The sequence below is a fragment of the Oleiphilus sp. HI0123 genome (assembly GCF_001635315.1).
The window spans coordinates 1-2164 of the sequence record NZ_LWGE01001627.1; the positions used below are offsets into that span (position 1 = coordinate 1).

The window sequence follows — 2164 nt, forward strand, 5'->3', positions numbered from 1 at the left end:
GTGAAAGGTGCTTTCTCTTTACCCAGTTCTCCATAGCCTTATTGATAGAGGCTTTAATCTCATGTCTGTCATTCCGGTCAAGGTAAGAACAGAGCATCCATGGGGCGGCCGCTAACTCTGCTGCGGTGCTATCGAATTCCATATCACTAATGATCGGATGTGCTTCAAATATGTGATTGAAGTTTTCTTCTATCTTCGTATTGTAGGGATGATGGTAGCCATATAGCATGCCAAGATACCAGTACATTCCAAAGTAGGGCATAGCGGTGGCGAGCTGCGTGGCGTCAAATGCAATGCCAGTATCGAGTGTTAAGCAGCAGTATAGGTATTTTATATCTTGTTCAGTCTGAAGTTTCAGCGATAGGTTTTCATCTACTAAGCCACGATTAAACATGATGTGATCCATGTTCGCGTAACAGCTTAAATAAAAGATCTCTGCAATATAGTTTTTTAAAATTACTAAATGAATAAGCGTTGTATCTTCGGGAGTGTAGTTCAGATCAGAAAGATAGCTTGTAATAGTCGCTGCTAGGCGGCTATAGATATCTTGCTTCTCTTCTAGGCTCATTAAATTGTTTAAAGGGGATAAACCTTGATATGAGCAACTTAGATTTCCGGAAGAGTCAGTTTTATAAGTAGATTCTAACCCTGTTCGCTTATCCATGAAATTAACAAGCTCAATGAGCTGGCTTTCATATAATTTATAATTTCGTTGAGCAATTGAGCGTTCTAAGTCGAAAAGAGTGAAGGATAGGGGGAGATTCTTATTTTGCATTTGCTGATTACCGGAATGAATTCTGTATAAAGATTCAGCTAAGCTACCATTGCGAGGTATTTTGGTAAAGAGGAAGGTACCTTCTCATAAAGAAGAAGGTACCTTTGATTGGCTTAGGCTTAACCTTGCAGTAACTGAAGTACTTGCTGAGGCTGTCCGTTGGCCTGTGAAAGAATCGATAGGCCCGCGCTTTGTAGAACCTGAGACCGCGATAACTCAGCTGTTTCTGCGGCAAAGTCTGCGTCTCTAATTCTCGAACTAGCTTCTGAAAAGTTTTCGGCAGCAATAGCCTGGTTCGTAATTGTAGACTCAAAGCGGTTCTGGATAGCACCTAAGTTTGCCCGCTGGAAGTTGATAGCAGTTAGCGCATTATCAATTGCTGAAATGGCTAGTATGGCACCATCAGCCGTTGAGATATCAATGTCCTTGATTAACTGGCCGCTCTCAGATGAACCATACGTTCCAATATCGAACCCTGCTTGTTGAACGTTACCTGTTATTGACGATACTTCTATCTTACCAGCGGACAGTAAGGTGATTGTACTTTGAGTACTTCCTGCTGTAATACCAGAGTTGGTAATGTTGTTTAAATTACTAATCTCGATATTTCTACCATCTTCAGCTACTAGTCTGAATGTAGCTCCAAACGCTTCAGCGGTAACACCTGTTTGACCTGCTTTATTATTTACAGCAGAGATAACTGTGTTTTGTATGTCTGTAGCGGTGTCGCTCGCGCTGTAGGCAATGTTTATCGTGACCCCGTTAATATCAACATTACCTGTTTGGCCTGTACCGTCAGTTATAGCACCTCCATTAACAATGGTTGAGTTAACTTCAGCTGAAACTCCAGTACGATCACTTACTTTATTGATTGCCTCTGCTTTAGATATGGCGCTAGATGACTGGTTTCCGCTGGAAGCTGTATCAAATGAAGCCTGAGATGGGCCAACAGGGACACCGTTCAATACAAGGTCGCCCGTTGCTAGGGCGTTAGCGCCAACTGTAGATCCGATAGCGCCACTATTGCTGCCGCTAAACGTGCCAACTGCCAGTCCCGTGTTGGATATAAAGCCGGTTGTGCTGTCGAGTTCAATCGGGCCTCCATCACTAGATATTAAAGTAAATGTACCTGTATAGACTCCATCAACGCCTAAGCCGACTGATTCGGTAGTAGCTCCGTCGTCTTCTAAAATGATGTTGCGGCCATCTTGTGCTACAAGCTGGATACCCACTGTTGGGTTGCCGTCAAAGATAGCCTCAACTCCAGTTTGACCGGAGCTCAAGTTTATTGAGTTGGCAACACTCTGTAGGTTTGCAATATCCTCTATATTTGCGCTAGTTGATACATCTATTGATATACCGTTAATCGTAATATTGGAGTTAACATCT

2 protein-coding genes are annotated in these 2164 nt (G+C 42.8%); both read right to left on the reverse strand.

What is annotated here, in order from left to right:
- Positions 1-775, reverse strand: a 775-nt coding sequence (locus A3761_RS21865) for a hypothetical protein (RefSeq protein WP_156492030.1), incomplete at its 3' end; no start/stop codon positions are given.
- A 119-nt stretch (positions 776-894) separates the two neighbouring features.
- A partial coding sequence (locus A3761_RS21870; RefSeq protein ID WP_255374957.1) for a flagellin occupies positions 895-2164 on the reverse strand: 1270 nt, incomplete at its 5' end.